Annotated in this window: 5 protein-coding genes; all 5 read right to left on the bottom strand. The window is 43.4% G+C overall.

The window, feature by feature from the left end:
* Nucleotides 1–402: 402 nt before the first annotated feature.
* The 5 genes from ACKI3C_RS04890 to ACKI3C_RS04870 are packed head-to-tail and all read right to left on the bottom strand — an operon-like array spanning nucleotide 403 to nucleotide 6,112.
* Nucleotides 403–1,590: a DUF4855 domain-containing protein gene (locus tag ACKI3C_RS04890; protein ID WP_407402628.1), complete on the bottom strand. Its 1,188-nt coding sequence runs from the start codon at nucleotides 1,588–1,590 to the stop codon at nucleotides 403–405.
* A 35-nt stretch (nucleotides 1,591–1,625) separates the two neighbouring features.
* Nucleotides 1,626–2,714 (bottom strand): glycosyltransferase family 4 protein, encoded by a 1,089-nt coding sequence (locus tag ACKI3C_RS04885; RefSeq protein WP_407402626.1) that lies wholly within the window; start codon nucleotides 2,712–2,714, stop codon nucleotides 1,626–1,628.
* A gap of 18 nt (nucleotides 2,715–2,732) precedes the next feature.
* Complete coding sequence (locus ACKI3C_RS04880) at nucleotides 2,733–3,971, bottom strand: hypothetical protein (protein ID WP_407402624.1); 1,239 nt, start codon at nucleotides 3,969–3,971, stop codon at nucleotides 2,733–2,735.
* 6 nt (nucleotides 3,972–3,977) lie between these two features.
* Nucleotides 3,978–4,949: a glycosyltransferase family 2 protein gene (locus ACKI3C_RS04875; protein ID WP_407402622.1), complete on the bottom strand. Its 972-nt coding sequence runs from the start codon at nucleotides 4,947–4,949 to the stop codon at nucleotides 3,978–3,980.
* Nucleotides 4,946–6,112: an EpsG family protein gene (locus ACKI3C_RS04870; RefSeq protein ID WP_407402620.1), complete on the bottom strand. Its 1,167-nt coding sequence runs from the start codon at nucleotides 6,110–6,112 to the stop codon at nucleotides 4,946–4,948. Before ACKI3C_RS04870 ends, ACKI3C_RS04875 begins: the two co-directional genes overlap by 4 nt.
* Between the last annotated feature and the right edge of the window lies 1 nt (nucleotide 6,113).

Raw genomic sequence — 6,113 nt, 5'->3', positions numbered from 1 at the left:
AGTTCTGCACATAACCCTGTCCTAACTGAGCGCAAGCGAAGGCAGGGCAGGGTAAACGCGATACACTGTACCGCGGTTGAAGACCGCAACCTTGCACGTTTCGAGGTAGCGGTCTTCAACCGCGATTTTGTCACACTTCACCCCCCCACCGGCAGTCGTTTCACTCCCTTCGGTGGGGGTTATGTGCCCAAAGCAAGCTTTGTGCGTGTCGGCTTTCAGCCTCTAATTGTTAATCTATTTTCAATGAAAAAAATCAGTGAGTTCAGTGAGATCCGCGCGGGGAGTTCCATTGCTGAATAGTTACCTTGCAGACGCCATTATGTTTGGCGGTGGGGGGTATTCAGGTATTGTCCTGCCGGACAAAGAATTATAGCTTGCGAAACTTGTAAACCCTGATTTATATCAAAAATGCCAGTAATCAGGATTTAAGAGATTGAGATACTGCTGTAATAAACTTTGAGGACTCTTCTTTTCTTCTTGCGGTTGAGCTGGAGTTGGAGAAGGTGGTGTAGAAGGATACAAGCTAGGTTTTGCACTTAACTTTTCATTTCGACGTGATATGAATCCTGCCATGCGGTCAATCAACCTGACATCTTGAATTTCCTTTGATTGACTCAGTTCCAGAAAGGCCGAATTTCCGCAATAATAAGCTATCGGGCTATTTGCGAAAACACCCTCTTTTTCATAAACATCAATGTAATCCTTTAACCTCTTGCCGAAGGTATTCCTCTGTGAGAAATACCTCTCGTCGAACTCGAGTTCAAGTCCTGTCCCATATCGACGGGCAAAAGAGCAAGCATCTTCAATGCGTGACAGCGGCAACTCAAGATGAAAGAAATAATTAGGCTGCAAGTAGGCATAATCAAAGCCATACTGCTTCCACGATTCGCGTCCAGGAGCCGTAAAATAAGGTATCCAGTAAAATTTCAACCCCCGTTGATGAACCATATTGCTCAAAGACGGAAACAGTTCAGCGCCTGCAATCATATCCTCATCTACCCAGTACAAGCCATCCAAGTCGATATTGCGATAACCTGCGGCATTGAAGCGTGCAACCAGGATGTCAATAAACCATGACATCGCTTCCAAGCGGTCCTGTGCCTTGTTAAACCTCAGCCTGCGCGACGTGCTTCCCCAGTCGGTCTGGTCCTTGATGGGCGACGGCAGTCCCAGAATGACCTTGTGACGGAATGGCGGCTCGCCCAGCTTACCCTTTGCGTTTTGTATTGCTTTATCCAGTGCATCTAATCCCTCGCCCTTAGCAAAGTAACGCTCAATCAGCCACTGCCATTCAACCTTGGTGGCGGCATTCTTTGCATAACCAGGGGCAAATGTGATATCCCTGTCTCTAATGCTAAATTCAAGATATAGAAACGCCGGAAACAGCCAATCGGTGTGTCCGTCTTGATAGGTGTGAGTAACAAAATGTGACATCTGATGCATAGTCCAATTCTTTCGCAGCTTTTGGCCATAGTACATCAGCACCACGTCATTCACCTGGCCTTCGACCCAATTATAAGAATTATCAGCATGCTGTGCACTTGCACAAATACCACAAAGGCACAATAATATCACAATTAATTTTCTCATATCACTATCAGATGTAAAGGGAAGTCAAAAAGCAATCATTTTCTATTTGCAAGAATATTGCTATATATTTCAGCAAGGCGCACCGAAACACTCTCGGGATAAAACTTTGACACAATTTCATCAGACGCCTCGCCCATGCGCTTCACTGTCTCCGGGTTGTCGAGACAAAATCTGATTGCATCGGCAACAGCTTGGGTAGATTCCACGGGGAATAGCAAACCGTTCTTGCCATTCTCCACCAGTGTGGGATTGCCACCCACGTCGGTAGTGACGATAGCAAGGTGATAAGTCATTGACTCCAATATAGAAATCGATATACCTTCGAAATAAGTAGGCAAAATAAATACCTCACAGTGATTTAGAAGGTTTATCTTCTCTTCGTCCACGATCCAACCTTCAAAAACGATAGTATCTTCAAGGCCTGCCTGCGCTACCATATTCTTGAGCTTTGCCTCCTCTATGCCATCACCACACAGGTGCAGCACCATGCGGCTTGAGAAATAATCCTTGTTCTCTATAATCGCGTTCACCAGTTCCATGACACCCTTTGTCACCACAAGGCGTCCCAAAAAGAGGAAATGCATCTTGCCGTCACCCACTCTCTGCCTGTTGATAGCAGGCCTGGGGACAATGTTTTCCAGCACTGCAACATTGTGCAGATTCATCTTCTCCTCAAAGTACTGCTTCCACATCTGGGCAAGCACAATGACCTGCGTGCACTGCGACAGAACCTTTTTCACATAGCCGAAGTTTTGCTCTGAATAGTCAATTATTGCTCCGCTATGGATGTGCATGATAGAAGAAAGTCCCATCAACTTGCACAATCGCACAAAGATAGCCGAACGCTTGAAACTCACATTATGTGATGTGTGAATGTGCACCACCTTTATCTCGCGCTTGAAAACCGCAATCCACACAAGACGGAAAACACTCTTTATCAAGCATATTAATTTATTGAATTTCGAGCCACCGCAAGAATTGGGAAGATAATTGAAATCCTCGAAGATATACTCATTATAATATTCCGCCACCTGCGCAATGCCGCCCTGAGCAGTGATAAAATCAGGACCCACGTTCAATACCTGGCGTGCTATGTCCTTACTGATGTAACTTGTTTTTCCCATAAGAAATTATCTCCACCTTTAATTTTTCCAAGCATAATCAATCTTCAGACCATTTCCGTCCCACTCCATAAAGAAGTTACCCAAGAACAGCTCGGGGTGCATCAAGTGAGCCCTGTACTGAACCAGAGGAGTTAATATTGCATAAATAGCAGGCAAGAACAAGAATACAAACAGCACAAGCCTGTAATGAGTTATACGTTCCTGGTTCTTAACCGAAACGATAAACACATAAGCATACAACATTAAAACCGATCCTTCAAGGAAACGAGTATAGAAAGTAATGTCGCCAAATCCGAAATTAGCAACCGTCCATAGCGTCAGCGAGAAAAAGAACAAGATCTTGTACTGCTTGTCTAATTTCACTCCATGCAACCTGAAAAACAGCAGGACAAGGTAAGCCGCAAGCATCAGGAACGGCAATCGATAACCATACACCAGGTTTTCATTGGCTCTGAACTCTGCCGTGTGCTCACGCCAGCTGTTATGTATTTTCTCATCGGTTACCGCAATACTCAAGTTATTACGCACCCAGGGGATATATTTCAACAACAAAGGAACAAAGTCCACATTCAGGGTCTTATAAAAGAGCGAGAATGCAAGCAATCCATACCTGACATAAGGGGTAATGAACGACAAAACAAAGTTGACAAGTGATACACATATCAACGTTATGAGCGAATAATGGAAATATATGGCCAAGAATGACAATAAGAAATACCGTTTTTTGTGCGTATTGACATACTTGAGATACATGCCGAAGAAATAGAATGCTCCGGTCCAGAAACGCACGCCCTGATACCACCAGAACTCAATAATAGCGACAGTGCACAAAAGCAGCATCACCGAGAAAAGTGCCAATTTCTGCTTGTAAAACTGACTTAACTGTCGATAAAAGAAAATAAAGCAACTAGAATAAACCAAGGCAGCTACACCCGCAAACACGCTTGCCGAGGTAGTGAAACGCGACACAATATACTTGATCGTGATGTGATAATAATCAGGACCAAGGATAAAAACGCGCGGATCGTCAAGTATCTCGCCCAACGACCTGTCCACATACAAGTTGCCTATGTCCTGATAATGTCGCATCAAATCATAAACGAAACCCATGTTGCAGCCCAAATAAACGGCAGCAATGATAAAGAAAATCTGCGACACATTGTACTTATAATACCTTACCGAGATAAGAAAGCTCGACAATGGCGATATCAGCACAACCAACATCTGAAGTAATATGTACTTTATACGACCTTGCATGACACATCATTTTTTTATGAAGCGTAAAATGCCTCGCATCATTGACACAAAAAGCGTCAACCTTAACTTGTAGAACACCCCTATTAATTTGTAATGAAATGGGGAAACGGGGTGCTTTATAATGTGTTTGACGGGCAAATCATGAAATAATTCCAGCTTTTCTTTACTCAATTCTTGAGAATAAAGCAAAATATGTCCTAACACGATTGCCTTGTGAAACTGTAATCCGTCATAAATCACACTTGAAACAGGCTCCGAACCATAGCGTTCAATAAGAAGCTGTGTGGCAAGTGTAAACGAAGGAATCAACATAACCTTGGTCTGAAATGTTGAATATCCAAGGTTAAATCTATTATAATAATATAACGGCCGGCACACATAGCCTATTTTCTTGGCATGTGAAAGAACCGACAAAACGACCAGTTTGTCCTCTAAAATCCTCAAATGAGGTTCGGGGAAAATAGAATGTTCCTTGATGATTGATGTCTTTATCAATTTGTTGCACAGGCTACCATGGCATTCGCCTGACAAGATTTTGCTCACACATTCATCAATAGAAGCGCATTTTTCTATTTCAGTCACTACTTGTTTGTCGCCCAAACAATAGAAAAAATCACATATCACAACGTCTAATCCCTGCGACTCGGCAGCATTTAGCAACGATTCAACATAGTCGGGTTCAACCCAATCGTCAGAATCCACTTGTATTATGTAATCTCCAGTAACCTCCTTCATGCCCAGGCTTCGAGTAGGTGCTACGCCGATGTTCTGCTTATTGCACAAGATCTTTACACGATCATGCAACTGAGGATAATTATCACGAAGAAGTGTTTTTAACCTTGCCAGGCTATCATCAGTGGAAGCATCGTCTATAAAGATATACTCTATATCGTCATGCGTCTGTTCAAACAATGAACGGGCACACTTCTCAATATAAAGTGATGTGTTATATATAGGAACTACAATTGATACTTTCATCTGTGACAGAATATAATATTATATAAATAAGGAGTATTAGTATCAGTAGGGACATAAACTGCTTTAATCACAGCAACATATATTACTCCTAATGACACTAATGAAAGTACAGCAAGCTGCACGAAGCGTTTTGTCTCCCAAAAAGCGCACAAGGCATAGGCAACAACTACGCCTTGAAGCAGTGTCAAGTATTCAATGGGACGCAGTAAGTAATGAGACGTGTTGATCAACAAGTTCCCCATGCACATTCCCACAAACGCAAGACAATAGAACGAATGGAAATGGGCATTATCACTGTAATGTTTTTTCAACATAGGATAGTACCACAATAACATCAACTGTGACACAAGTTCCATGATGCGACCTGGTCCCCAATTAAAATGCCGCACTTCTCCTGATGTGAGAGAGGCAAGCATGTCACCATACTTGTGCATCATCGTGTGGTCAAGCAATGCTGGGAGGAACGACAAAGCCTTTATCCAAAAAGGATAAATCCCTAGCGCTATACAACCTACCCACACCGCTATCATCACGTTACGTTCCAACTTCACTTTGCGCAAAGCTATCATCAACCCCAAATACAAGGGTATCAACAAACTGCTGGCATGTATCAACGCCAGGACCAGAGAAACACAACTTAACCACAAATAACTGGTACGTCCCTTGCAAGCAGGAATCATAGCCACAAAAGCACACTCCGCAACGACCTGCCTCATGGTATTCATCCACCCAACAAAATAGCCACCGAGCATGATGACCAAGGCCAGCCAGGGCAACAAGAACTTGTTGTTGCGGAATGCGAAATAAAACAATCCCACTTGCAGAGCTCCCCAAAAGGCAAAATAGAAAAACTCATGAGCCTTAACCAGGGCAAAGCATTTGCTTATCAAGACAAATCCTATCTCATAATCATTGCGAGTGAAATGTCCTTTGTTGCACATCTGTATATACTGTGACAGATATGCGATGTGGTCATAGCCGGTCTTATATCTAGCACCGGCAACAATGGCAAACAGGATAATCGATGCAACAATTTCCCAGCAATAAAACGGCAACTGACTGCCGCCCGCACTCATGACACGCTGCTCACGGGCATTGGCATGCCATCCGAGCCACGCAAGTGCAGACGCAGTTGTCGTATATACCAGGAAACTTAACAGCATG

This window comes from Sodaliphilus sp. (assembly GCF_045598405.1).
GTDB lineage: Bacteria > Bacteroidota > Bacteroidia > Bacteroidales > Muribaculaceae > Sodaliphilus > Sodaliphilus limicaballi.
This window is presented reverse-complemented; position numbering and strand designations above follow the sequence as displayed.

What these genes read in the sequence shown, in the direction of transcription:
- ACKI3C_RS04880 (WP_407402624.1), bottom strand. Translation starts at nt 3,971, where the DNA reads ATGCAAGGTCGTATAAAGTACATATTACTTCAGATGTTGGTTGTGCTG.
- ACKI3C_RS04885 (WP_407402626.1), bottom strand. Translation starts at nt 2,714, where the DNA reads ATGGGAAAAACAAGTTACATCAGTAAGGACATAGCACGCCAGGTATTG.
- ACKI3C_RS04875 (WP_407402622.1), bottom strand. Translation starts at nt 4,949, where the DNA reads ATGAAAGTATCAATTGTAGTTCCTATATATAACACATCACTTTATATT.
- ACKI3C_RS04870 (WP_407402620.1), bottom strand. Translation starts at nt 6,112, where the DNA reads ATGCTGTTAAGTTTCCTGGTATATACGACAACTGCGTCTGCACTTGCG.
- ACKI3C_RS04890 (WP_407402628.1), bottom strand. Translation starts at nt 1,590, where the DNA reads ATGAGAAAATTAATTGTGATATTATTGTGCCTTTGTGGTATTTGTGCA.